The 25,516-nt window shown below is 34.6% G+C and carries 17 protein-coding genes; 6 read left to right on the top strand and 11 right to left on the bottom strand.

Annotated elements, in window-relative coordinates; all coding sequences use genetic code 11:
* Window positions 1-101: 101 nt before the first annotated feature.
* From XJ32_RS02145 to XJ32_RS02135, 3 genes are all read right to left on the bottom strand, one after another.
* The gene (locus XJ32_RS02145) at window positions 102-965 is read right to left on the bottom strand and encodes a hypothetical protein (protein WP_077388201.1); all 864 of its coding nucleotides are present in this window, start codon (window positions 963-965) and stop codon (window positions 102-104) included.
* Between the two features lie 125 nt (window positions 966-1,090).
* Entirely contained in the window at window positions 1,091-2,284 is a 1,194-nt protein-coding gene (locus tag XJ32_RS02140; RefSeq protein WP_077388200.1) for an epoxyqueuosine reductase QueH, read from the bottom strand.
* A 384-nt stretch (window positions 2,285-2,668) separates the two neighbouring features.
* The gene (locus XJ32_RS02135) at window positions 2,669-4,864 is read right to left on the bottom strand and encodes a TonB-dependent receptor domain-containing protein (protein ID WP_077388199.1); all 2,196 of its coding nucleotides are present in this window, start codon (window positions 4,862-4,864) and stop codon (window positions 2,669-2,671) included.
* Window positions 4,865-5,306: 442 nt separating this feature from the next.
* On the opposite strand from XJ32_RS02135, the gene rimO reads away from it, so the two are divergent.
* Entirely contained in the window at window positions 5,307-6,602 is a 1,296-nt protein-coding gene (rimO, locus tag XJ32_RS02130) for a 30S ribosomal protein S12 methylthiotransferase RimO (protein WP_077388198.1), read from the top strand.
* Window positions 6,603-6,683: 81 nt separating this feature from the next.
* Here the strand turns inward: rimO and XJ32_RS02125 are convergent, their stop codons facing one another.
* The 6 genes from XJ32_RS02125 to XJ32_RS02100 form a co-directional block, all read right to left on the bottom strand.
* Window positions 6,684-8,927: a coiled-coil domain-containing protein gene (locus XJ32_RS02125; protein ID WP_077388197.1), complete on the bottom strand. Its 2,244-nt coding sequence runs from the start codon at window positions 8,925-8,927 to the stop codon at window positions 6,684-6,686.
* Between the two features lie 272 nt (window positions 8,928-9,199).
* Entirely contained in the window at window positions 9,200-9,865 is a 666-nt protein-coding gene (locus tag XJ32_RS02120; RefSeq protein WP_077388196.1) for a hypothetical protein, read from the bottom strand.
* 316 nt (window positions 9,866-10,181) lie between these two features.
* Entirely contained in the window at window positions 10,182-11,345 is a 1,164-nt protein-coding gene (locus XJ32_RS02115) for a phage capsid family protein (RefSeq protein ID WP_005219796.1), read from the bottom strand.
* A gap of 452 nt (window positions 11,346-11,797) precedes the next feature.
* On the bottom strand, window positions 11,798-13,657 hold the full coding sequence (locus tag XJ32_RS12590; RefSeq protein ID WP_254422427.1) for a hypothetical protein: 1,860 nt from the start codon (window positions 13,655-13,657) through the stop codon (window positions 11,798-11,800).
* Between the two features lie 345 nt (window positions 13,658-14,002).
* Window positions 14,003-14,389, bottom strand: coding sequence for a hypothetical protein (locus XJ32_RS02105; protein ID WP_077388195.1), 387 nt, complete (start codon window positions 14,387-14,389; stop codon window positions 14,003-14,005).
* A gap of 11 nt (window positions 14,390-14,400) precedes the next feature.
* Window positions 14,401-14,919: a hypothetical protein gene (locus tag XJ32_RS02100; RefSeq protein ID WP_077388194.1), complete on the bottom strand. Its 519-nt coding sequence runs from the start codon at window positions 14,917-14,919 to the stop codon at window positions 14,401-14,403.
* 425 nt (window positions 14,920-15,344) lie between these two features.
* On the opposite strand from XJ32_RS02100, the gene dcd reads away from it, so the two are divergent.
* Together dcd and XJ32_RS02090 are read left to right on the top strand one after the other, a co-directional pair.
* Entirely contained in the window at window positions 15,345-15,923 is a 579-nt protein-coding gene (dcd, locus tag XJ32_RS02095) for a dCTP deaminase (RefSeq protein WP_077388193.1), read from the top strand.
* A complete protein-coding gene (locus XJ32_RS02090; protein WP_077388192.1) occupies window positions 15,901-16,149 on the top strand; it encodes a hypothetical protein in 249 nt (82 codons plus the stop codon). The genes dcd and XJ32_RS02090 overlap by 23 nt, the downstream gene beginning before the upstream one ends.
* A 239-nt stretch (window positions 16,150-16,388) precedes the next feature.
* On the opposite strand, the gene XJ32_RS02085 is transcribed toward XJ32_RS02090, so the two are convergent.
* Together XJ32_RS02085 and XJ32_RS12390 are read right to left on the bottom strand one after the other, a co-directional pair.
* Window positions 16,389-16,706, bottom strand: coding sequence for a hypothetical protein (locus XJ32_RS02085; protein WP_004089046.1), 318 nt, complete (start codon window positions 16,704-16,706; stop codon window positions 16,389-16,391).
* A 39-nt stretch (window positions 16,707-16,745) separates the two neighbouring features.
* Window positions 16,746-21,395 (bottom strand): putative barnase/colicin E5 family endoribonuclease, encoded by a 4,650-nt coding sequence (locus tag XJ32_RS12390; protein WP_174566005.1) that lies wholly within the window; start codon window positions 21,393-21,395, stop codon window positions 16,746-16,748.
* A 1,578-nt stretch (window positions 21,396-22,973) separates the two neighbouring features.
* On the opposite strand from XJ32_RS12390, the gene XJ32_RS13390 reads away from it, so the two are divergent.
* The 3 genes from XJ32_RS13390 (at window position 22,974) to XJ32_RS02065 (ending at window position 25,388) form a co-directional block, all read left to right on the top strand.
* Window positions 22,974-24,713 carry an OmpP1/FadL family transporter gene (locus XJ32_RS13390; protein ID WP_077390043.1) on the top strand — a complete coding sequence of 580 codons (1,740 nt, stop codon included), beginning with the start codon at window positions 22,974-22,976 and terminating at the stop codon, window positions 24,711-24,713.
* Window positions 24,714-24,801: 88 nt separating this feature from the next.
* On the top strand, window positions 24,802-25,089 hold the full coding sequence (locus tag XJ32_RS02070) for a tetratricopeptide repeat protein (protein WP_005219639.1): 288 nt from the start codon (window positions 24,802-24,804) through the stop codon (window positions 25,087-25,089).
* Window positions 25,080-25,388 (top strand): CiaD-like domain-containing protein, encoded by a 309-nt coding sequence (locus XJ32_RS02065; RefSeq protein WP_004087570.1) that lies wholly within the window; start codon window positions 25,080-25,082, stop codon window positions 25,386-25,388. The genes XJ32_RS02070 and XJ32_RS02065 overlap by 10 nt, the downstream gene beginning before the upstream one ends.
* The last annotated feature ends 128 nt before the right edge of the window (window positions 25,389-25,516 follow it).

Genomic DNA, 25,516 nt, shown 5'->3' with positions numbered 1-25,516 from the left:
TTTGTAGTCCTTGATTGCTTAGATTCTATTTACTTATCATCAAAGCATAAGTGAGTAAAATTATCTTTAGAATCTAGATATTCATTTATAGCGAAAGAAAATTACTCTGCCTTAGCATACGCACGGATATTTGTAATACGGCTTATCTCTTCTTCGCTTAGAAATATAATGAAAGCATAGCTATTTTCTTCTGCCTTCTCACGCACAAGGAAGAATGATCGCAAACGATATGATAAAGCCATCGGACTTAATGGCTCAACTTGATAGGTTGCAAAGGTTGTGCGTTTTGTATTTGCGAGTAAGCGGCTAATCTTTCTCTCCATTTTTGTATTATAACACTCAAGGCTGTAATCCCTAAAATCTGAATACACGCCAACAATATGTTCTTGTGTAGAATCTGTGAAAGAAAAATACAAATAAGATGAAAGGCGATGCAATTTTTGTGCGAGTAAGCGGGAGTATTCAAGTGGTATGGCTTGAAAATTATCAAGGTAAAAATGTTTAATTCCATACCAGCCTTCGCGTTCTATATACTCTAAATCAAAATCGCCAAATGCCACGCACGACATATCGAAATGACGCAAATCCTTTAGATTCCGTATAGCCTCATTAGAACAATAAGTTTTATTTGAAAGCTGTGCAAAAAGTGTGCGAAGAGTATCCAAATATACATTATTGTAATGAAAATCAAAACTTACAACATAAGGATAAAATACAATATTGTATTCATTACGATAGCCTTTTTGAAGTTCTTGCGTCAATCCAAACTCATTATAACGCGTTAAAAGTGGGCTTTTTGCAAGTGAATTAAACTCTTTTATAGCGACATGATATGCACTCCCAGAGAGTAATGGGGCGATAAATTTTTCATCAATCTCAGCATAAAAGTCAGTATCCTGCGGGACTGCTTGAAAATCATGTGTGATATCTTGTGGATTGAGATTATACATATCCGCGCTTGCCATATTATTCCTTATCAAATATTTTCATGTAAAAGTTCAAAATCGGATTATAACACGAAAGCAATAACGCAAAATTAAGTTTATACACATAAAATCTTATATCTATGTAACATTTTGATACAAACATATCACATTTCTTCAAATACTACAAAATTACGCTCATTTTGAAATACGCTTTGTATCTCTAAAGTAATATCGTGTGGAATCTGCGTGTCAAGGATAACGATAGGATTCATACTCTCCATACCACACAAACCATATCTTAGGTGCATTTCTTGTGTGTATTTTGGGGGATTTTTTATCATATCGGCTACATTCTTATAATCTGTGTTAAAGAAAAAATTCAAAGTATTTATATCTATAAACATGCTATCATCTTTTTGTGAAAAGCCAATGAGCAGCTTAGAATCTAGCTTATATCGCTCTTCTTTTTGGGTTAAAAAGCTAACTTTTTCTTTGTTTGAAAGGTCTTTTAATTGTGTTTGAAAGATTTGATAAAAAGATTCAATCTTTGGTTTTGCCCATGTTATTTTACTGCTTTTTGCTTTCTTTTTTGAGTTAGATCTTGCAATAATGTATGATGGGATAACCTCTTTTTTATGCCAAACTCTGCCGAGTAAAAGTCGCCACACAAGGTTTTCTTGCTGTGTTAAAACATAGCCTTTTCCCTCTTTTTCTAGTATATCCCTTTGATTAAATGTTAGCTTTCTGTATTCATTGCTTGCTGGCATAATCTGCCCACTCACATTACTCATCATCTCAAATACAACTTTATCCTGTTTGCTTCTTTGCTGTTTTAGGGCAAACTGACAACCACAATAATTCTGTCTATACAGCCTATCTTCTTTTGCAAGCTCGTTTTGCTTATTAACCCCGCCATTTGCTCTAACATTTATCTTAATAAACTCTAAATCATTTTTTGCCGCAATTATATCGCCCTGCTTATAAAGGACTTGCTGTTCTTTCATAGGGCTGCTTAAAAGCGTTGTAGTAAATTTTTGAATCTGCATTTCTTTTGCAAGTTGTGCTGTCTTTACAAGCCTTGTATCAAAGCATACATTACACCTATCACCCTTTTCTGGTTCATCTTCTAAACCCCTTACATTTTCAAACCAAACCTGTGTATCATACTCACCCTCTATAAGTTTGATATTAAGCATATTGCAACTTCGCCTTACATCTTGCAATCGCAAATCATGCTCTTCTTTTGGGTGAATATTAGGATTATAGAAAAAGCCTACTAGATTCTCATCTGGATATGCTTTGTGAAGCTCACTTAGAAAATAATGACTATCAACACTGCAACATATATGCACTAACATTATTGCTCCTTATTTATTCTTATACGCAAAGAAAATATAACCACCCAAACCGACAATAACAACCAGCAATAAAAATATCACTAACACAATATCTAAAGTTTCCATATTACCTTCTTTATTATGATTAAAATATGTAGGGGATTAAGTCTATGAAAATAAAAACACGAATTATAGAATCTAAAAGCTTAAAAAGTTATATAAAGATTCTAAAATTTAGTTTAAAGCAATCTGTGTATGCAAACCAAATGCACATTGAAACGACTTCTTTGTTTTATTTAAGATTCTGTAATACTATCTGCAATCATCTTTCACATATCTGCATGTTATCCCTTATTTTATTTTCTAATATGTGATAGTGATATTGCAAAATAAAATCATACTCAGTTAAAAATCCATACTTACAGAAATATAATATCTTCTACCTTCATAAATTGTTGCATAGTTATTATAAGCAGTAGTTGCACTTCCATTAGAGCTACTTTTAGCAAGATAATAATCAATAAAGTTATGATCCAAAAGATTATAGATTCCAAAATTAAGCCTTAGATTATTAGTGATATTATAATTGCCACCTAGATGCAAAAGAAAATATGGTTTATAATATATGCTTAAGCCCGGATTATTATTATAGAAAGTTTCTAGTGCATCTTTAGAACTCGTTCTGCCTAATACATTCATACGAAGTTGGTTTGCACGAAATTCACCGCGTAAAAATGTGCCAAATATATCATTGTAGTTATAATTTATCGCCATATTTAGTGTGTGCTCTGGTATCCCTGTAAGTGGTAAGCCTTTGCTATTTCCAGAAGTAGCTTCATTTTTATTCCAAGTGTATGACAATGTAGCACCAATATCACCATACACTATATCAATCGGTTTTAATTGCAAGGCAAGCTCTATTCCATAGCTTATTGCACTATCAACATTATAATAGCTTTGACATGATGGACTTATAGTGCCACTGCTAGTATTACCATTAGCCCAATTAGCCTCACATGTGAATCCTGCAGGCAAACTCCCACCTTTTGCAACCGCATAACTTGCAATTTTGTCATAAAACTGAGTAAAAAAAGCGGTAGCAGATATATCGCTATAATCTGTGTCATGCATAACCGCAAGTTCATAGTTAATAGAAGATTCTGGCTTTAAATCTGGATTTCCATATACCCTAATAGCTCCTTTTCCTGTGCTAGAGCTCCACCCGGGTGTTACATTTGTAATAGTTGGCATTTTGTAACCTGTAGATACGCCACCCTTAATAGTGAGATCGCCAAATGTTTCATTTTCTATCGCATGGTAAATGAGATATGCTCTTGGAGAGAAGTTAAACCCGAATGCAGAATTGACATTCATTCGTCCGCCAAATGTCAATATTAAATCATCAAGTATCATATATTCATCTTCAGCATAAATACTTAGTGTATGTCTATCTATAAGCGATGGTGTATCCCCGCCAAATGCAGTGCCATTGAGTGCTGCAACACTATTATACACATATTGAGCTCCTGCTATAATCTTCATACGCCAAAATGGAAAAATTGTCCTATGTTCTAGTATGACATCTTGTGCTAGACGATTTCTAGTTTGATTATACATGGAGTTATATTGCATACTAGAATCTGTGCGTATAAGCCCCTTTTCCCCATAACTGCCTTGGTGTCGTGCAATCAAATTATTGCGTGTAAAAAATGAATTTTCAAATACATTTGGATCATACCATTGATTAAAATGTGCTGCATCAACATAAAAGTAATTATTTTCATTCATAGTGTAGCCAAGCCTTGTGCCAACTTGTGCTTGATTATTCTCACCTGCACCAATGATTGAGCTATTGCCTGTGAGTGTTGTTTGACTATTTGGTATAGGCACAACAAAAGTTTTTGGTGCAAATTGATAGGATTCTTTTGCCCTAATTTGCAAAGACCACTTCTTTGCAGAATCAAGCGGACCCGCACTAAATAACATAACGCCTGCAACATGCCCAAAATTATTTTTCTCTTGGAGTGTCGTTTCTATGGTTGCATTACCCACCCATTTTTCAAAGTGTCTTTTCAAGATAACATTAACAACGCCGCCAATAGCATCACTGCCATAAATTACTGATGCAGGACCTCTTATCACTTCAATTTTATCAATTGCACTAATAGGCGGCATAAATGAGCCTTGAGAAAAGCTAAAGTTTGGAAATGCTTCACTGCTTACATCTTGCCTTGTGCCATCAACAAGGAATAATGTATAGCTACTTGGCATACCGCGTATAGACACAGAGTATCCGCCAGTATTTGTTGCCCCTGCATCAATGCTAACTCCGGGTATTTGTGAGACTGCATCGCCTAAATCACGAATGGGACGACCTTGCAAGTCTTTATTAGTTATAATAGACATGGACGCTGGGGCATTCTTTAGTTCCTGTTCAAAACCGGTGGCTGTGCTAACAGTGGCAATCACTTTGTTTAATTTATAGCTTTTTGCAGATGATTTCTCTTTATCAAGAGTGTTGTTATCCTCTGTGTTTATCGCATACGCAACATTGAGCCAAACACAGATTAAAAAGATTCCAAATATTCCCTTATGTTTCATTATTAAATTATCCTTTCAAGTTTTATGACATTTACACAAAAATACAGCTTTATACGCCAAGCAATGTTTAGGTATTTACACCAAAATTTAATTATAATAATAGCATAAAATTTTATTATTATATAAAATATAATATCCATTACTATTATTATATATATATTTTAGTTGAATGTAAGTGATACATGATTTTGAATCCAAATTTTAGGATCGTGTTATTTGCGCTGTGTAGAATCTAAAAATTTAAAAGGCTATATAAAGACTCTGAAATTGAGTTTAATTTTTTAGCTATTGATTGTATGGCAAAATAGATTCTATAAACGAAGCATAGAGTCGCTACATAAGCCATTCATATTTGCCATATCTCATAAAGTTTTGCTATAAACTCTCTGTTAATTTATACGACAAATAGACAAAACAAGCTGATATAAAAGGAATAGCAATTATGAAAAAACTCCATGTAGTCTCACTTGGGTGTTCTAAGAATCTTGTAGATTCTGAAGTTATGTTAGGTAAATTGCAAGATTATGAGATCACGCAGGATTTAGGCAGTGCCGATGTGATTATAATCAATACTTGCGGTTTTATCGAGGCAGCAAAAAAAGAAAGTTTAGGACATATATTTGAAGCATTAGAGGGGCGTAAAAAGGGGGCATTGCTAGTGGCTAGTGGCTGTCTTGTAGCACGCTATGCAAAAGAGATTAAAGAGATGATTCCAGAGATTGACATTCTCACAGGTGTGAGTGATTATGACAAAATAGATACAATGATTAAAGACAAAAAAGGCGTAATGAATGATAGCGTATATTTGCAAAAAGATGAAAAGCGAGTGATTACAGGCTCACAAATCCATGCTTATGTGAAAATTAGCGAAGGTTGCAATCAGCAATGCTCATTTTGTGCTATCCCTAACTTTAAGGGTAAGCTACAAAGCAGAAGCATAGATTCCATATTGAATGAAGTGGAATCTCTAGCAAAAGAGGGCTATAAGGATATAAGCTTTATCGCACAAGATACAAGCTCATTTTTGCGTGATAAAGGTGTGAATGATGGACTTTTAAAACTTATTAATGCTATAGACGCACAAGGGGCGATTAAGAGTGCCAGAATCCTTTATCTATATCCAAGCTCTACAGATATAGCGCTGCTAGATGGCATTGCAAATTCACAAATTTTTCAAAACTACTATGACATGCCAATACAGCATAGTGCAAAATCCGTGCTTTCACACATGCAAAGAAGCCATAAAGACATGATGAAACTACTTGAATATATGAAAAAAATCCCAAATAGCTTTGTGCGTAGCAGTGTGATTGTAGGCTATCCAACAGAAACTGAAGACGATTTTAACGCTCTTTGTGAGTTTTTAGAATCTTTTCGCTTTGATAGATTAAATGTGTTTGAATACTCAAAAGAAGAGGACACAGAAGCTGGAAAGCTAGAAGAAATCCCGCGAAAGATACGCACACAACGCATTAATAAAGTAAAAAAGATTCTAGCAAAAATTGATAAGCAACATTTTTCTGCCATGCTAGATACACATATCCCCTGCATTATCGAGGGTAAAAGCATGTTGAGCCCACATTTTTATAGTGCAAGAGATATGAGATGGGCAAAGGATATTGATGGTGAGATTCTCATAAATGATGGTGAATATAGCGGACCGGGCTACTATAATGTGCATATCACACAAACAAAGGATAATATCCTAATTGGTAGTATAAAAAATCGCTTTGAGTGATACGATAGCAATTGTTAATAGCCCAAGCCCAACTATATATTAGACTTTTTGGTTTGTTATGCAATTGAGAAAACGCCTAACTTAATAAAATATATCCACACTTCCCCCTGCTCCAATACTTACATTTATGCTAGTCTCACTCTCTGGTATATCCACAATGCTAAACTTCATTTCCCCAAACTGCCCATTTCCCCCTGCATTTCCCACGCCACCTTGCGCGGTTACAAAACTGCCAAAGGAAGAGGGCGTGCCTCTTGTTGTGGCATTATTTGCCCCTGTGCCACCTAAGACATTTACAAACACTCTTTTTACATTTTGTGGCTTATTCCAGGTTGTTGTCTGTGTGAAATTTTCATGAGTTAAATCACTCATTAAAAAAGAAAATGTGCTTTTTAGCTGACTTATTGTCTGTTCTGTGAGTTCATTTATAGATTCTAAACTGCTTTCTTTTTGTGAATCTATGCTTTGTAAATGCTCTTCTTTCTTCGTCTCTAGCTCTGTTTGAGAGTTTTGCAGGGCATTTGGGATTGTTGTATTTATGCCCTCTTGTATTAAAGTCTGTGCTTCTTGTCCTTTATTTTGCAAGTTTAAAAGCCATGTCTCATACTCTTGCCTTACATTTTGATCAAGTGTGGTCGTGTTATTTTTGATTTGTTCTAATAGTCTTTGGGCTTCTGTGCGAATCTCTTGCATACCCTCTGTTTTAATCGCATTTAAGGCTTCTTGTGATTGTGTAGCAAAGCTGTTTAAATGCGTATTATGCTCTTGTATCATTGTATTGACATTGTTTTCTACTTGCTGTGTTTTTGTTTCTATCTCTTGGAGTTTAGAGTCTAGATTTGTATTTGCTTGTGTGGTGTTGTTTTCTATTTCTTGTATTTTTTCCTCACCTTTTTGAATGATAGATTCTAGGCTTTCTTCTAGCTTGGTTTGGAGTTGTGTCTCATGTGTGCTTGCCTCTTGTCGTATCTCATTTAGCCCATTTTCTTTTGCTTGTTCTAACTCGGCTTTTTTAGAATCTAGCGTATTTGTTATCTCTTGCTTTTTATTTTCTGCTTCTTGTATGAAGTTTTGCGTATGTGTTTCTAGTTCGGCTTTTTTCTCATCGCCTTTTGCTGTGATAGATTCTAAGCTTTTTTCGCTTAAATCTGTGATTGCTTGGAGGTATAACTCTTTTTTAGTATTGCATTCTGTGGCTAGTTCATTTGCCTTTGTCTCTAACTCTAAAAGCCCCTCTGTTTTCTTTGTATCTAGGGCTTGTAAAGATTCATCACGCAAGGCTGTTAGTCTTGCATTTACTTCAGTATCAAGGGCTTTTACTTCTTGGAGTCTATTGTTTGCAACAGAATTTATCTCATTGATTGTGTCTGTTTTTATTTGATTTGATTCTACTATGAAATCTTGGGCTTGTGTTTGGAGTTGTGCTAAAAGCTTGTTGAATGCTTCTTGCAAACCTGTGTAATTATCTTGCAAATCTCTTTCATACTCTTCTTTTTTTAGCATTAACGCAGCTATTGCGTTATTTAACTCTGTATTTAAGAAATCTCGCATATCATTTAAAAGGCTTTCGTTATTCTCTGTAAGCCTCTCAAACTCTTCTATGGCTTGTTCTAAATTCCCTATATTATGTTCTATAAGCTGTAATTTCTCATAGGTTTGTGTAACCTTTTGCATGGTGTTTTTTGTATCGGCTAAATCTAGCTGACAAGCATCATGCAGGGCTTCTATTTCATTACGCAGGGCAAGGGAAGTAGCGTTTGCATTATCTATTTCTTTTAAGGCTTGCATGATGTAGCCGTTTGCAAGTCTCACCATTTCGCTAAATCTCTTATTCATCGCTTCAATGTCAATGACTGCTACCTCAATGCTTTCTTTATTGTCTTTAAGCAATTCTACATGATAGAGATAAAAGTCATTTAAAATACGCATAATAGCAATGAGTTCAGTAATGCCCCTTAGGCTTAAATCTGTTTTAATAATAAAGTTTGCATTCTGTGTGAGTGCGTTTTGCATATCTGTATAAACTTTTTCTAGCCTGTCTTTATCGGCTTGGGTTATGCTTTGTGGGGGATTTATTGGGTTTGCTAGGTCTGCTTTTTTATCTTTTACTTCTTGGGCTATTTGTTTATCCACTTCTTGCATGGCGTTATGTAATTGCTCTGTAATGCTTTGGGCTTGTGTAGATTCTGTTTGTGTGTCTTGTGTTTTAGAATCTAGTGCATTTGCTTCGCCCATCTTTTGGCTTTCATCTGGGCTAGAATCTGCTTGTGTGTTTTGTGTAACTTCTGCTATTGTTGTTCTTTGAAATTCTTGTGTGTCATTCATATTTAATCCTTTTTTAATTTTAAAAGCTTTCATCTCGTGGTAACAAATTAATGATTTACCCTTTTGTCATGTTGAGCCGCAAGGCGAAATATCTCTAGCTTTGCAAATAAAAAGATGTTTGGGCTTTGATGACAAATCTGCCTGTTTGCTTTAACTGCAAACTAGAGACTTTAAAGCGTGAAGTATTTTGAGGCGATTTTAAGTGTTGTTGAAATTTTTGTGAAGGGAGTTACCTATAATAGGTAATGACCGAACAAAAATTGATAACTCACTTAAAAGCGTCCAAAAGACAAACGCCACTTAAACAATTTTTCCCATACACTTTTACTTACTTCATGCTTCAGGGCGTGTATTTGCTTATCATGCAGGGCTTGAAGTTTTTTTACTTTTTCAATCTCTAGTCTTAAATCTGCCAACATTTGCCCATGCAATAAAAAGTCTGTTTGCAAATCGGTTATACAATTAGTATTTACTTCTTCTCTCTCTTTTAACTCTTGGGGGTTAAAATCCTTAACTTTTTGCAAACTTGTTTCTAGCTTTTGGATTCTAAATGCAACTGTAGACAAAGGATCTGCAATCTCAATAATAGGCTTTGCCCTATCGAGTAAATCACTATGCAAACCCTCTTTTATCTTTAGGTTATAAATATCACCTGCGTTTTTATCTGCAATACCTTCGGTTTTATTAATCTTAGAGAGTAGGTATTGACTATTTTCTGCATGTTCTTTTAAGGTTTTCTGCAACGAAAATGTAAAATCTTGCAAACCCTTAATCTCTTGTATAAGTGTATTCACCACTTCGCCTAAATTGCCCTCGCTTTTTTGTTGCTCTTTTAGCTCTTGTATTTCTTTTGTGAGATTTGTTACAATTTCTTGTAATTCTTTTATTTGTAATTGCTGAATGTCTTTATCTTGTGGTGTTTTACGCCTTAGTGCCATTTGTTATCCTTTTTTAATTTTTTAAAGCTTTCATCTCGTGGTAACAAATTAATGATTTACCTTTTTTTATAGCAGGAAAGTGGTTTATCTGCCTTTTAGGCTGCCTTGCTTTTTAGCTTTATCGCCTTGCATGTAACTAAACTAGATTCTAAGATTTGCAAATTGCAAACTAGAGACTTTAAAGCGTGAAGTATGTGCTGCGGCAATTTTAAGGGTTATTGAGATTTTTTGAGAGGGAGTGTATTATACATACATGACCGAACAAAAAAGCGATAATTCCCTTAAAAGTGTCCGCAAGACAAACGCTAACTAAATTTTATTCTTTAGAATAAAACAACCCAATCGTGGCAAAATCCTGCCCACTATACTTTAATAACCCATTATCATCTTCACCAAATCTAGCCTTAGCAATTGCCATAACTCTATCCATACCTACTGCGATTTTTCTTCCTGCATCTTTTTGTTCTACATACATTCTAGGGCTTAGATTCCCAGCGATTAACAATGCACTAGCTCCAATTAAAAAGCCAATTGACACTGGCTGTGCGTCTGCATAATCACTAGGCTTTACAATCTTATTATGTGTGTTATCTTTATTTAAAAAGCGTAAAAAGTCTTTATCTTTGACTTCAGAATTGCATAATCCCGCTGCTGCTTCACTCCATACGCCAAAGTCTAATACTGGACAGCCATCAATCATGCCTACTAATCCCATAAAAAGATTATTGCTAGGTCCTCTCTCCCCTGCGTATTTTTGCATGTCTCGCCATTCTTCATCATTCTTTAACTGCTGGATTCCATAGCTATCAAGCATAATAATATAAGAATAGTGCATTGTGCTTATGCCGCCATTACTCATGCTTTGTGCGCGGATTGGTTTAAGTGGGAAAATCTCTCTATTTTTATAATCAATGCCAGTCCTTGCTAGAAAAATCGCCCTGCGGATTGCTTTAACGCTGATTGTATCGCCCTTTTGTATCTTTTTACTTGCATTTTTGACACTTGTCTCAGCTGTGGTGTCTTTGTAGCCATTTGTGGCATCAGCTACTACGCAGTTTGTTAAATCATTTGTTAAAGCGGCTATAAATTGCTTATCTCTTGTATCCATCATCCATGTAGCAAGGCTATCTTTTGCTTCTTTTTCAAAGTCAATAAACTGCATTTCACTATAATGAAATACTGGGCTTAATAAACCATTACCGCTAATTTTTGGGTAAATTGTCTGATTTAGGATTTCCATTTCATCATAATTTGTTTGAAATTCCTCATTATCTTGGACTCCTGTGCCGGTCAATCTTGCTTTAAGTCGTGGGCGGAATGGCTGTTTATTTGCGATTTGATAACTTCTTATGCCTCTGTCGCTTCCCTGCCCTACAAGTGGTTCAAAAGGGCTTTTAATCCAACTCATAGACTCTATTTCTTTGCCGATTTCAATGCCTATGTTAGGGTTATTTATAATATCTGTTAGAGTGTAACTCATTGTCTTAGCTCCTGTGTTGTGAGTATTTGTTTTGTATATTAGTTTGTTTTTGTGTTCATTTAAAGGGGGGGATATTTTGTTTTTTATTTTTTCTTTTTTAAAGCTTTCATTTTGGTTATACATTTCGCAAATTTTCTAAATTTTGACTAGTCATTATCGCTTAGATAACTCCTAGCCAAAATTTAGAAAAAATTACAAAAGCTATAACGCAATCTTAAAAAGCTGGTTTTGTCTTTTGCATGGTTTTAGGGCTTTGTTGCGTTTATGTGGTTTCTTTGCTTTGTGGTGTTATTTTATGTTGTGTAAAAACATGTTAAAAACAAAGCCTCCTTTCTGGCTCTTGCTAGAAAAGAGAAAATTGCCGCTTAAGTTCGTAGCTTAAGCGGCAGTAAAATTATACTTCAAATCTACAAATAAAAGCTTCTTTAGCAAAAGACAGAGACTAACAAAACTTATAACATTCCATTTTGTATTAAATTATCTAAATTCTTATCTATTGTATTTTGTGGTAAGCCATGATTCTTTCCATCGATTGCAAGTTGTGTAACAAGCTTGCCTATTTCTTTTTGTAGAAAATCTTTATCGACTTTGTGTTTGAGTGTAACTCTGTGTGTGATAAGTAGGCGATAATATATTACACTTATGCTTTCCTCACCGTCCCACTCTTCCACTTCATAAGGTTGAATGCTAAACTCCCCTGTTGCAATGCTATCTACATAAAAGTATTGTGTTTTTATTGTGTGTCTAAACCCTTCGCCATCATAACTTGCAATAAATATTTTATGATTGCTATCGCTAAATACATAATCCCCTTTTTGAAACGCATATTTTTTTAGGGTTAAATCTGTCCTACTTAGATTAACCTGCCTTAAATAAAATCTTTTATTTACATTTTCTTCTTTACTCTCAAATTCCTTTTTCTTTATCTCTCTTTGTTTTGTGTAGTTTTCTATAATCTTTTTTGCTTCTTCTTCACTTGGAGGGGTTCTTTTGCCCTGTGTTTTTTCTTTGCAAATATGTGGGGAATAAAACCATGCCTCTTTACTCTCTGTTAATTCCACAAAACCAAACTTTAGCTTACTCTCCTCGCTTAATTGGCTGTATAGATTCATATAATCTCTATAATATCTGTCTATGCTTTCATCGATTAAATCAAGCTTTAAATAATGCGTGATTTTTGGCTGATAGCCCTCTTTGTATCTGTTTTGTGAATCTTTTAGCTGTTTATGTGCGATTTGGTTATTAAAGCGTTTTATGCTTGGGTTTATTTCTTGTTCTTGCATATCTGTTGGGATATGTGCTTTTACTTCGCAAATATCGTTAAATTCTCGCAAAGCCTTATATCTTTTGCAATAATGCAAACTGCATAACGCCAAAACACCCCCTTTTACCACTTGTGCGACTGCGGCTTCTTGTGCTAAATCTTTTGTAATATCAATTTCTTGTGCTTTTTCTAGCTTTATATTAAAACCCCTTTTACTATACTCATAGTCATAATGATTGCTGCCGGGCATTTCTTTACTCTGTCTGTTTCGCATGGTATCTAGAATCTTGCCCTCGTTTTCATTTGAATGCTCTCTTTTTTCTTGCGGGTTTTCTTCTTGTGGTTCTTTTGCAAAGTCTATTTCGTTAGTATCATCTTTTCCGGGTGCTGTTGGGTTAATATCAGGTATTGCCTGACTTAAATCTTTACCGCTTTTTTTCATTACCTTTTTAACCCTTGCTTTAAATGCGGGGAGATAATTATCCATAATATACATTATGCTTAACTCATCAAGCTCAGCATAGCCTTCTTCATGCACTAAGTCGTTAAACTCTTCTTTTTGCATTTCTATATAGTTTGTTACCCCGCTTAATAATTCTTGTTTGTTGCCATCGCTAATCTTAGCCCAAGTTACAAACATCTTTATCACAAAATACAACTCATTTATATAATCTGGGTATTCCCAAAATTTTTTAGTAAAGGTATAAATTATTTCTAATCCTAATTGCGCTAAAGCTAAAACTGCACTCATAAGCTGTCCTACTAATGGGATAAATTGAGATCCAATACTTGCAGCGGTTAAAACATAACTAGCTACATCTTTTGTTAATGAGACAATACCCCATTTCATATCTTGTAGCACCTTTAATCGTCTTAGCTTTCTGTAAAAATGTGTTGCTAAATCAAAGATTAAATCTATTTCTTCATTATCTAAAACAATCATGGGTAAATTATCACTTTTAAAGCTTGTTAGCATAAAGGGATATTTGTCTAAAAAGCTTTGGTTGTAAGGGTAGGTGTGTTCTCTTACATCTTCTACTTTATACATTGTTATTTATCCTTTCTTTTTAAAAGCTTTCATTTTGGTTATACATTCTGCAAATTTTCTAAATTTTAGCTAGTTACATACGACTAGTATGCGCCTAGCTAAAATTTAGAAAAAGTTACAAAAGCTATAACGCAACCTTAAAAAGCTGGGTTTTGTTTGCCTGTTTTTAAATCTTTGTTTGCCTTTCTCTTGTCATGTTGAGGCGTTAGCCGAAACATCTTTACTTGCATAAAGGTTAGATGTTTCGTGCTTTACACTCAACAAGACAAGGAAAGGGGCGGACATGACAAGTGTGTCTGTTTGCTTTACTTCTTTACATGATTTCCCTTCATAAAAGTAAAAATCTTATTTGCTGTTATACAATTTTGTATAGATTTGTTGTATTTTTGTTTCACTTATACTTTCAGGCGAAAAGCTTGGCATATATAAGCCTCCTTCTCTTACAAACCTTAAAAAAGTTTCATAGCTTATATGTTTATTCTCAATAGGTAATAATAGATTTTCATTTAATACATGGCATTTTTTACATTCTGTATCCTCTAAGGCTTTAATGTTATTTTTTATTAATACAATTTTCCCATCTGCATCTTGCATTTTTTGCCTATCTCTTAAAGACACTAAAACACTAGCATTTGAATCTATGCCTAAAATGATATCATCTAGCTTTGCGTTTAGTTGTATATATAAAAATAAGGCTAAAGCAGCAAAAGCTATTATTGTTTTTGTATTCATTGCAATTACCTTTATATGTCTTTTTCTTTATTTGCTTGTGTTTTAGATTCTGTTTGTGTGGTGTGTGTTTGTGCTAGCTCTTTTAGTTTGTTTTCTTGTTGTGTGCTTTGTGGCTTACCTGTTAGGGCTTCTTGTAATAAGGAGTCTGTATGTATCATCTCTTTAAATTCTTTTTCATATCGATTCCGCATAAGTCTGTAAATCTCTAGTTTTATAGCTACCCATATTAAAATGCTTATGTTAAAGGGTGTTGTGCCAAGTAAGATAATGGCTACAAGTTGCAAGGTTTGATATTCTTGCAGGGCATCACTTTTAAACATAGCAGAAACGCTTAAAATAACAACTAAGCTAACGAAAAATTGCATTAAAGCGCAAAAGCTTAAAAATCGCCACTTCACACCCTTTTCATCAACAAAAAACTCTACACCCCGACTCATATATTCCATAGCATAGAATATACTTATGCTTAAGAATGGGAGTATAAAGAATTGATAATAATCATAAATAATATTTCCAATTGTTTTTAGCATTTTGCTTTTTATCCTTATGGTTTATTGTTGAGTCTCTCACTTGTCATGTTGAGGCAAAGCCGAAACATCTTTACTTGTAAATAAAAAGGATTTTACCCGCCTTGCAAAACTTGCGAGATGTTTCGTGCTTTGCACTCAACATGACAAACGCAACATGACAAGAGAAAGCAACGAGGCAAGGCTTTTTTATACTATCTTAGAGTTAATCCCATTACGCATATGCTAATAATGGGGGCTTATGCTTTATTGCGTAAAACTGCTTAAAACATAAGCGATACTTTTTATTATATTTACTTTTTTAATTGAAATATAGGGGCTTGTTTTATTTGGGATTTTGTGGTATGATTTAGTATAATGTTGTTGTCGGTTGTGTTAAAAGTCTGTAACGCATTAAGTCATTCACGCTTACAAAAAAGGAATATGAAATGATTTTAGCCACAAGTGAGTTAGAAAAAATCCGCCACAATATCACTGCCCTAAATGATAACAATATAAGGGGAAGTAGCATTGATTTAAGCATTGATGACAAGGCTTTTATTAAAAAAAATGATGATATAATTGATTTGTTTCAAGTGGATAGTGTGGAAGATTTATGTGCGGATATTTATGATGAAGTGGATTTAGCAAAGGGCTATGAGCTTAAGCCACAAAGCTATCTTTATTCAAAAAGTGTAGAAACTATCACTATGCCAAATACAATGTGCGGCATAGTCTTACCGCGAAGCTCCTTTGCTAGAATAGGCTTAATTCTGCCTATTTCATCGTATGTTAATCCCGGGTATAATGGAAACTTACCTATTGTGATTTTCAATGCCTCTAATTCTATTATTAAAATTCCACCTTACATAAGGATTATGCAATTATTGTTTTGTGAATTGAAGGGTGAAGCTATCCCTTATGGCTCACTCAATGACTCAAAATATCAAAATGAAAATGAGCTTTCAATCCCTAAATTTAACGATAAAGAAATAGGAGAAATCCTTGCACGACTCAAAAATAAATAAACTCATCACAATCATACAATGCACGATACAAGAGACTATGACTAAGCAAGAGCATTTAACGCCAACTCTAAATGATATTTATGATAGTTTTAACTTACTAGGCTTAAAACTAGAGAGACACGAAAATAACAGCAGTGAGATTCTAAAAATGCTGAAAAATAAAGAACATACAAATTGGGATACTTTTATCATAAAACTTTTGCAAGTGTATAAAAGTCAAAGATAAAGCTATCTATTGTCTTTTAGCTTTTTTATATTATAATATCGTTACAAGTTTGGGGCTATGGACTTATAAAGTCGGCTTCGCGGTTTGTTGTATCCCCCAAAGAGCCTCGCTTTTTACTTTCTAGCTATTGTAAATATAACCTTGTTTTTTTATGTGTTTTTGTGGTATAATTACACTCCCTCCAAGGCTTAGAGATTTTTAATCTAGGGGGAGTTAGAATAAGGAATCCTTGGTGATGTCTAACTAACCACTTTTACGCAATTTCTCACCTGTGCAATCACATCTTTTAAATCAGTCATCGGCATACCTGTAATGTCTATTCTGTCGTTATCTTGCGTTATATACATATAATATAAATCGTGTGTTTCTTTATGCTGGTAAGCCTTAATATAGCCTTTTCTTGCGTGTCCTTCTCTCTCTAATTCTAGTGTAATGTCTGGGTGTGCTTTGGTGTCATCAATAAGTTTAGAATAAAGTTTTCTTTCTCTCTCATCGATTTTCCCTTTAAAATGTTGAAATAAATTTTTTATATCATCTCTTGGCATACCTTCTGGCATAGGGGCTGGTTTTGTTTGAGTAAAATTAAGGCAGGTATGCTATAACTTCGCATACAGCACTTGAGAGCTAAACATTTTCTTAATTCTGCCAAAATCTCTATTACTCATAGGAATAAATGTTGTATTGATAATGTTTCCCTGTATATCTAACGCATAGCCAACCATATAATTAAATTTATCCTTAATTTTATAAGGCTTAAAGAATACATAAGAATCTTGTGCTATACTTTCATCATCTCTAGTCTGCACTAGTTTGCTATTTTGCATTTCCCTAGCATTCGCAGACACTTTAGGATTAGGGGTATATTCTTGCTTAACGATAAAAAGCGGGTCGGCAAGGGTATCAAGGAATGCACCGCTATATAAACTTCTATCTTTCTTGTAGGTATTGCCTTTATTCAAGTGATTCCAAGCGTGGTTTAAATTAATTTTTATATTTCCTATGGGTGTTTGTATTGTGCTGTATCCCTGCTTGTCTTTATGCGGGATTTGTGCTAAAAATTCTTGCTGATTTAGCATATCTGGCATTTTCTTAGCATAGCTGTTTAATACATCTTCTCTAATTCTGCCATTTTCTATAAAAGTGCTAAATAAATCCAAATCTTGCCCTTGCATTTTTACTTTAGATTCTAGCATATTTGCGGATTCTTTTATATTGTTATTTTTAACTATTTCTTGTGAGGTTTGTGGTATAATGTTGTTGTCGGTTGCGTTAAAAGTCTGTAACGCATTAAGGCTTTCATCAGCAGAAATAGTTTTGTTAGCACCGATTTTTTCTAATATATCAGGGCTTAGATTATTTGCTTCATAACTTGTGATTATCCATTGATTTTCGCCTTTTTTATCCCAACCTTTACTTAATCCTACTAAAAATACTTTGTTATCTTTTTGTAAATAAAGCGTATTTACGCCATTTTCAGTAAGTAGTTTGCCATTTTGTATAATCTCATTTATACCATTTATAAGTTTTTGTTCTTCTGTATTTCCGCTAAAACTTGAAAACTCATCGCCATGCTTTTCAATAATCTTAGCAAGTCCCCAGCCTTTAGCTTCTTTGCCTTTGCCTGTTACTTCTCCCCATACTAAATCAATATCCCCCAATTCTTTACGATGAAATGCCCCTGCAACTTGTCCTTTATACTCGCCCTTAGCTCCGCTTTCTTTATGTGCTTGTGCTTCATTTATGAGTTTTTGTATAGCAGTCTCGCCGCTGTGATAATGTTCTGCATAGTTTGTGCCAAATTCTTTTATGGGTTTAATGTTTAGCTGTTTTTCTATCAACTCTCTTGCTAATGGTACATCTTTTATCTCTCTATCTAGTAACTCTTCCCCTCGCATTAACCTAAATATAGTGAAAAGCCTATCTTGTAAAACTCTGTTAGCTTTTCCTTCTTTCTCTAAAAGTTTTTCTACTGATAATAATTCGCCTAAAAGTTCTCGTTGTTTTATATCTGTCTGTTCTAAAAATTTTCCAAAAAACCCAGTTTTTGTGAATGTCAGTTTGTTAGCAAATCCAAATTCAGGCTGCTTCATAAATGCAAGGTATCTGCCTAATTTATGGAAATTATCAATGCTAACATCTGCCTTGTTTGCAATATCAATAGAGTCAATATCCTTTTTAAGTATGGCAATGATTTCATTTACTTTAGAATCCCGTTGCTCACTCATCTCAAAGTGAGTATCCCAATATTTTTTATCTACAGAATCAATTTCTTTCGCCATCTTTTCAAAAACAGGATTATTTACAATATCCATATATTCTTTAGCAAAAGAGACATATTCATTTATGCTTACATTTTTATCTTTTAAGGCTTTTAGATTCTGTGTTGTAGCTTCCTTATAGTCTTGTTGAGTAAAATTTGGATATTTAGCTAGAAAGGCTTTTTCATCTAAAGTAAAGAAATCATATTGCGTGTTGTATCGCTCTAAAAACTCGTTTTTAAAGCGTTTAAAATAGATATGTGTATTTATATCTCTTTCATTGTAAAACTCTTTCATTATTGGATATTTATCAAATAAAGGACTTACTATTTTTTCATATTTCTCTGTCTCTTGCTTTTCTAAAGTGTTGCGTATTAAGTTGGCTTCATTTGTAAATGTATCAATCTCTGCTTGTTTATTTTCTAATTGCTTTAAACTTTTTAGCATTTCTGCATAATCGTTAGAATCTAAATCGTTTTTTATGCGTTCTGTTAGCTTTTGTGGTATAATGTCGGTATCGGTTTTAGCAATAGTCGGTAAGTTTTGTCCGCCTTGTCCATTTAGTGAGTTAAAACCGCCCTTGTTAGCTTCTATATCTGTCGGGCGTGTAGAAGTGTTGAAGCGAGGGGTTAATTCTAACTCTACACTATATATTCTATTTTTATTTTTATCTAGGCTTTCTTTTGTCGTTATCAGTGCATTAGATTCTTTAAAAGGTGCGTTTAATCTGTGAATGATTACGCCCGGGTTATTCTCTCTGTGGCTGTGTGCGATTGCTTCTTTAGAGATGCTAAAAAGCCTTTCTATATCCGCCACCGCTTCTAAGTGTTCTTGCTTACTAAATCCGTTTTCTACGCTTTTTGTTATGGCTTTATCGCTTATCATTTTATCGATTGAAGCGTTATTTAAATAGGCTTGTAAGCCCTGCGTATTTCTCAAAGGTTTGTCTAAAATCGGCTTTAAAATTTGCGACAAGTATTCTTTTATCTCGCCTCTTTTTGCTGTATTTAAGTTGATTTTAGGTAACACTTTTATTTTTTCATCTACGCCTTTTTCTATTGTTTCACTAGCTTTCGCAACTTCTGGCTTATACTCTAACAACAATTGCTTCTGTGCTTGTGCTTCTTTTATCTCTGCTATATCTGCATATTGGTCTCTGTATGATTCTAGTGTTGCGTTTTCGTTTTTGTCTCTTTGCATTAACTCATCATAAGTTTTTGGCTGTGCTAGCTGCAATTCTTGTTTTTCTATGGCTGTGATGTTGTTTTTATCTGTTGTTATGAAATAGGTTTCATTATTTGCCTCTGCTTTTATTATGCTTTTATTTGGCGTGTGGATTGGGTTATTGTGTGTGAGTTGTTGGGCTAGTTGTTTTAATAACTCTGTGTTTTGCTTTATCTCTTGTGTGGCAACAACTAGATTATTTAATATATCTTGTTGAATGTTTTCTTTATTTGCTTCAAATTGGCTTATTTTTTGTGTGAGTTCTTCATTATACTTTGCTTGTCTCTCCATGTTTTGAATGAGTGGATTACTTGCAATGGCTTCTATCTCGCTTGTATCTTTTGGGGTTAATATCTGTGTATTACCTCTTATTTGGCTCTGTAATTCTTTATCACTTAAAGGTGTGTTTGCCTTGTATTCAAATCTTGGTTTATTCTCTTTATCTTTTATGGGTTTAAAGCCTTTGTCTAAATCTGCTTTATTTAGCACTTTAAGCGTTTCTAGTGTGATTTCACTTGGGTATTTTAAATCTTTTATAGCACTTTGCAAGGCTTTTGTTATGGCTGCATTATCGCCTATGTAAGGGATAAAGGCAAAAAGCTTTTTAAATAATCTATTGGTTAAAAAGACTTTTATTCTGCCCTCTAGTGTTGTGGCTAATGCACCGCTGCCTACTTGGTTTTCTAATGCTTTTGCTTTGCTTATTTCTTGGGCGAATTGATAGCTTTTAGCATAGCTTTTAAAAGTATCGAGTATAGGATAGATTTCAGGGTGCAGTGTAAGCTTTTCTAGATTCTCAATATCGCTTAAAATCTTAGTAAAATCAATTGGGAATGTATCATCATTTAGCTTTACATTTCTGTCTAATGCCCTAAGTATTGTTAGCATTTGTGTGTGTTTTTGCATTCTTGGATTAAAGTTTTTAAATATTGTGTTCTCTAGCCCTTTTATGCTATCACCCCATTGTGTGTCTAGCACTCTTTGTTTCCATTGCTCTATGGTAAGTCTTGAATCTAAGTCTTTTTTATTCATGCCTTTGGTTAGGGCTTTGGCAAATTTGTCATTTAAAGACTCTTTTATTTGTGCGTAGTTTTTATTTGCTTGTTGAAAGTTTGAAAAAAGTTCGTCTGCTTCTTGACGCGTTAATGTTTTTTGGGTAGGATTTGGGCGGTTTGATAAGAGAACACCGCCATCGTTATGTTGGAATCCCGACTTATCTGTAAAATTAGCTTCGTAACTAGGACTGCTAATCCCCAACTTCTTGTTTTTACGATCATAAAAACCACTTAATACGAATTGATTGTTTTCTCTTTTTCCTAAGACGATTGTTGCTTTTGGTGTTTTTAAAATAATTTTATGCTTTAGACTCTCAAAGACAACTGCTTCATCTATCATTCTAGGCAAATCTTTTACAAATTTTAAAGCTTTTTCCTCCCCATATTGTTGGGTGCGTCTCTCTAATATATGTTGCAAACCTTTTTCAGAATCACCCCAAATAAAATCAATATCACCCACGCCTTTTTTATGCATCGCAGCTTGAACTTGCCCACTTCTTGTTTCTAGTAAATGGCTGATTGCTTCTTGTGGTTTATGATAAAATTGTGGATAATTTTCGCCAAATTCCCTTATTGCAATTTCATCTTTTATAACCTTAGAATCTAGGGCGTTTTTAATCGCATTATCAATATTATCTTTTATGTTATCTAGGTGTTTATTTGCCCTAAACTTCTTTAAATCACTGCTGCTTTTTTCATAATTTCGCATGATTTCATTTATATTTTTGCGTAATTCTATCGCTTCGCTTAGACTTATATTTGGTTTAGATTCTAGCTTTTGTGTTTCTCGTATTAAAGTATTTGTGAGTTGATTATCAAGTCCTAAGCTTTCAATTGCATCATCTGTTACTTGTTTGTAGCCTTGCAGTAATGTAGCTTTAAAGTCTGTATCACTTAGGGCATTTTGTAAGTTATCAATGCTTGCATGTTTGCTTCTTGCTAGTGGCAGTAATTTTCTTGCTTTTGCAGCCTTTTTAACTCTTGCATAGAATCTAAAGGGTCATTAAGCCTTCGCACTAATGTCTTTAAAAAACCACATTTTAATATTTGCATATGCAAATATTTGGAGAAAAATCCAAATTTTAGGCTATAATGTCGATTTATGAAACATATTTGCAAATATATCATTGCATTAGTGTATCATAATGTAAAAGGGTGGTAACGATCATTTACACAAATGCTTGTAAAATACGCAATATAAATGATTGAGAGTAAAAATATTTTGGGGTAGAGAATGTATAAAAACAATTATATATTAAAATTATTTCAATATATGGGTGTAGGGATTTGGGGCAAAAAACATAATTTTATACATTCGCAAAGATTCAAAACCATAATAAAACAGCAAGATACAAATATCATAGAATCTAAAACAGATTCTTTGCTTGATATGCAAAGCAGAGATTCTCTAAGAAATGGCAAAGTTTTGCAATCTAAGATAGTTTGTCATACTACGGCGTTAGCTGAAGTATCTAACCTAGAATCTAAGCAAGATTTAGATTCTAAAAAAGATTTTTCGTCCTCGCTCAAAATGACAAGCAAACAAAGTGTTAAAGATGTGGAAACAAATGTAGCGGGTATAACACATAAAACCGCAAATATGAAAATTAAGGGTATAAAAACAAAAAAAGATTTTTCGCCTATGGCTCAATATGACAAGGTTTTAGAATTTAAACAAAACCTAATCTCTAAACAGAATCTAGAATCTTGCAATTTTGCACCCCTACGCCCTGCACCCACCCATTTGGATAAGAATCTAGAATCTAAAAATTGTCATATTGAGCGAAGCGAAATATCTAGCCAAGATTCTAAAAGAGATATTTCGCCCTCGCTCAAAATGACAAGAAAACAAAAAACCACAAATATAAAAAAGAGATTTTTCGCTATCGCTCAAAATGACAAGAAAACACAAAATGACAAGAATGCTTTTTCCCAAAATGACAAAATAATACAAACACAATATGACAAGGTTTTAGAATCTAAAACAATAGATTGTCATATTGAGCGAAGCGGAATATCTAGCCAAGATTCTAAAAGAGATTTTTCGCTATCGCTCAAAATGACAAGAAAACACAAAACGACAAGAATGCTTTTTCCCAAAATGACAAGCAAACAAAAAACCACAAATATAAAAAAAAGATTTTTCGCCCTCGCTCAAAATGACAAAAAAACACAAAACGACAAGAATGCTTTTTCCCAAAACGACAAAATAATACAAACTGAAGATGTCGGCAAACAGGCATACATGCAAAAGCGTTGGTATTATGTCTATTTTCATGTATGTTTTATGCGAAGATGTCAGCAAATAGGCATAAATACAAAAGCAGTAGTATTATGTCTATTATCATGTATGTTTTATGCGAAGATGTCGGCAAATGGCTTTAAGATACAAGAGCAAAGCTTGAATGCCACAGCTTTAAGCTCTGCGTATGTAGCAGGGGCTAGGGGTGCTGATGCAAGTTACTATAATCCTGCGAATATGGGCTTTAAAAATGACTGGGGGGAAAATAAGCATGAGTTTGAGTTTGCTTTCTCACTTATTAATATCCCGGGATTTAAGTTTCAAGTGCCGACTACAAATCAAGGCTTAAGTTCTGTTACATATATGGATTATAAGGGCCTTGTGGGGCAAGTAGAGGGAATACTTGGCAGTTTAATACCAAAGAAAATAGAATTGCAGCATACAAAAGCAGATTCTGCTATGGTAGATGGCTCGACTGGCGATACAAACTTTATGTTGCCAAAATTTTTCTATAAATCAAAAAATTATAATGGCTTTACCTTTGGGGCGAGTTTCATCGCCCCTAGTGGTTTAGCGATGAAGTGGAATGGCTTAGGCGGTGAGTTTCTACAAGATGTGTTTATATTCTTAATCGAGTTTGCCCCATCGATTAGCTACACCTATAGAGATAGAATCTCTGTGGGTTTTGCCCCACGCCTTTTATATGGTATGGGGAAGTTTAATAATATCGTATATGTGCCGTTAGGGACAGCCCAACAACAAGGGCAAAATGGTAATGGCGACAAATTGCCAGAAGAGATACAGCAGGAACAGATACAGCAGGGAAAAGAACCAACGGCAGGTAAAAATTGCACACCATCTTTTGATCCAACAATTTTAGAATCTTTACCGGACGGACTTATCCCACCCGATATGGCAGGCATGTTTGATGCTATTATTGAGAATCCCGGTGCATATCCTTTTCTTGGATTGCCACCAAATGCAACTAGGCTAGACGCCATTAAAGCTATGGTAGCCAAAATTCAAACCTGCCTTGTCGGCACAGCACAAGTCGTGCAGAAAAGTGATGGTAGTGATATAGGCTTTGGCTATCGTGCAAGTGTGTCGGCCAGAGTGGGAGATGGCGGTATGTTTTCTGTGGTGTATAATAGCCCGGTTGCCATGCAGTTTAAAGGTAAGGTGAGTGCAGATACGATTATCGGTGGTCCAGTAGGCAGTGTGCGAATGGACGCCCCCCTATATCTTTATGTAACTATGCCTGAGATTCTAACCATTGCATATAGCCATGACTGGACCTTTAAAAATAAGCATAAGTTACGACTAGAGGCGACTTATGAGCGGACATTTTGGAGTAGGGGTAGGAAGTTTGACACAGAGTTTGGCTGGGACGAGGCAAAATTTACCGCAAGTCCGGGCAGTGTGCCAGAGAGCTTTAGCCAAGAGCAACTCATGGGTATGGTGGGCTTGGCTGATTTTACTGCGGTAGCTATGGGGAATGGCTGGGTGGATACACATACTTTTAGGGTTGGGGCGACTTATATCACAAAGCGTCTGCGACTTATGCTTTCAGCAGCGTATGATAAAGCCCCTGTGCCACAAACTGCCATAGGTATCCCTGATAGTAATGGCTATATGATAGGGCTTGGTGCGAAGTATAATTTCCGTGATTTTGATGTGGGTGTGTCTTTGAGTAATACTTTTAAGGATAGCTCAAGTAGCATTTATGCAAGTGGTGGTGTAGGACAGCTTAGGATTGCTACTTTTTCGTTGGGATATAGGTGGTAGTGCTTTGGCATTTTGCAAAAAAGATATGAAATAATGATGAAGTAGGCTATAATTAGCCTTTATTTTTCTAATGATTTAGGGGAATGCTATGAGTAGGAAACTATTAAGCTTAGGCTATATTTATGAGATGATAGGCAGGCATGAAGAGGCGTTGGCATTTTTTGAGCAGGTGCTTGAAAAAGATTCTAAAACCTTAAGCACAGAGCTGATAAAAGAAGCACATTTAGGCATAAAAGCAAATGAAATGGCATTAAAGTTTAAGAGAGATAAAAGCCTTATCACAAAGAATCTAGACATGAAACTCATGCAGGAAAAAATCGCTATATTTAAAGAGAATCCAAAAAATTTAACAGGGTGGTTTAGTCAATGGAATTAAAAGATGTTGTATTGCAAACGCTGAGTGAGATTGAAAATAGCGTTGATGAAAAGGGATTTAAGGATATAAGGCTTGGTGTAAATACTGGTGAGACGGAGTTTTTACAGAGCTTTAAAGAGCGTATATTTGTGCTATTTGAGGGATTGAAACAAGATGATTTATGGTTAGAGAGTGCTGAAGATACACAGAATCAAATACAAGCAAAGCTAGATCTTATACTAGGATTCTTGCAGTTTCAATTAGCCCTGCTTGATGCAAGGTTAGAGGTGCTTGATAAAAGGAATTTTGAGGGAGAGTGAGTTTTTATTGTAGGTGCTTTATTTGCATGTTTTAGTGTTTGATTGCTGTTTTATTTAGCGTTAATTGTTTGGCTTGTGATTGTTGTTGAAATTAGTTTTAGTGATATTTTTATTTAATTGGGATAGGG

The organism is Helicobacter bilis, from assembly GCF_001999985.1.
Taxonomy (GTDB): Bacteria; Campylobacterota; Campylobacteria; order Campylobacterales; family Helicobacteraceae; genus Helicobacter_A; species Helicobacter_A rappini.
Note: the sequence above shows the minus strand (reverse complement) of the source record. Positions and strands in the feature narration are given on the sequence as shown.

Bases quoted from the DNA above. Each gene is read 5' to 3' on its own strand.
- XJ32_RS02145 (WP_077388201.1), bottom strand. From the start codon at position 965: ATGGCAAGCGCGGATATGTATAATCTCAATCCACAAGATATCACACAT.
- XJ32_RS02140 (WP_077388200.1), bottom strand. From the start codon at position 2,284: ATGTTAGTGCATATATGTTGCAGTGTTGATAGTCATTATTTTCTAAGT.
- XJ32_RS02135 (WP_077388199.1), bottom strand. From the start codon at position 4,864: ATGAAACATAAGGGAATATTTGGAATCTTTTTAATCTGTGTTTGGCTC.
- rimO (WP_077388198.1), top strand. From the start codon at position 5,307: ATGAAAAAACTCCATGTAGTCTCACTTGGGTGTTCTAAGAATCTTGTA.
- XJ32_RS02125 (WP_077388197.1), bottom strand. From the start codon at position 8,927: ATGAATGACACACAAGAATTTCAAAGAACAACAATAGCAGAAGTTACA.
- XJ32_RS02120 (WP_077388196.1), bottom strand. From the start codon at position 9,865: ATGGCACTAAGGCGTAAAACACCACAAGATAAAGACATTCAGCAATTA.
- XJ32_RS02115 (WP_005219796.1), bottom strand. From the start codon at position 11,345: ATGAGTTACACTCTAACAGATATTATAAATAACCCTAACATAGGCATT.
- XJ32_RS12590 (WP_254422427.1), bottom strand. From the start codon at position 13,657: ATGTATAAAGTAGAAGATGTAAGAGAACACACCTACCCTTACAACCAA.
- XJ32_RS02105 (WP_077388195.1), bottom strand. From the start codon at position 14,389: ATGAATACAAAAACAATAATAGCTTTTGCTGCTTTAGCCTTATTTTTA.
- XJ32_RS02100 (WP_077388194.1), bottom strand. From the start codon at position 14,919: ATGCTAAAAACAATTGGAAATATTATTTATGATTATTATCAATTCTTT.
- dcd (WP_077388193.1), top strand. From the start codon at position 15,345: ATGATTTTAGCCACAAGTGAGTTAGAAAAAATCCGCCACAATATCACT.
- XJ32_RS02085 (WP_004089046.1), bottom strand. From the start codon at position 16,706: ATGCCAGAAGGTATGCCAAGAGATGATATAAAAAATTTATTTCAACAT.
- XJ32_RS12390 (WP_174566005.1), bottom strand. From the start codon at position 21,395: ATGCGAAATTATGAAAAAAGCAGCAGTGATTTAAAGAAGTTTAGGGCA.
- XJ32_RS13390 (WP_077390043.1), top strand. From the start codon at position 22,974: ATGCGAAGATGTCAGCAAATAGGCATAAATACAAAAGCAGTAGTATTA.
- XJ32_RS02070 (WP_005219639.1), top strand. From the start codon at position 24,802: ATGAGTAGGAAACTATTAAGCTTAGGCTATATTTATGAGATGATAGGC.
- XJ32_RS02065 (WP_004087570.1), top strand. From the start codon at position 25,080: ATGGAATTAAAAGATGTTGTATTGCAAACGCTGAGTGAGATTGAAAAT.